Genomic DNA, 591 nt, shown 5'->3' with positions numbered 1-591 from the left:
GGTTAATAAGGGCACTCGAGATATTTTCACCCGGATCAAATAAGTAGTTTATATCACCCGGATATAATTTGGCAAGTTTTGGCAGAAAAAGGTGTAAAAGCCTGTAAATCAGGTTCTATAGCTAATTAATCATCTAACTAGTCTATTTAATATTCTTTTGAGTTTGGGTGAAGCTAGGCTAAATTCGCGACCTGTTCAAAAAAAGAGCCTCACGTTTTACAAAAACGTGCACTGGCGACAAGGTTTAGCGAATTTTCATGATCGAGCTCAAAGGCATTTTTCAAACCTACAAGGGCCCCACGGGCCCGGTCGAAGCACTGCGGGGCGTCGACCTTCATATCAACCCAGGCGAGGTCTACGGCATCATCGGCCGCAGCGGTGCGGGCAAAAGCTCATTGGTGCGCGTGGTCAACCTGCTGAACCGGCCGACGGCCGGCCAGGTTCTGGTAGGCGGCCGGGAACTGACTTCGCTGAACGGCGAAGCACTGCGCGTAGCCCGGCGCGACATCGGCATCATCTTTCAGCATTTCAATTTGCTGTCGTCCCGCACCGTGTACGGCAACGTGGCCCTGCCGCTGGAAATTGCGGGGC

Annotated in this window: 1 protein-coding gene; it reads left to right on the top strand. The window is 51.4% G+C overall.

The genetic code is table 11. The annotated features are described in order from the left end of the window. Nucleotides 1–257 precede the first annotated feature (257 nt). The coding region (locus AC1D0Z_RS23770; protein WP_477660568.1) for an ATP-binding cassette domain-containing protein at nt 258–591 on the top strand (334 nt) is incomplete at its 3' end.

The sequence above is a fragment of the Polaromonas sp. P1_E3 genome (genome assembly GCF_056405935.1).
The sequence above is the reverse complement of the archived record's forward strand: the minus strand, read 5'-3'. Positions and strand labels throughout refer to the sequence as shown.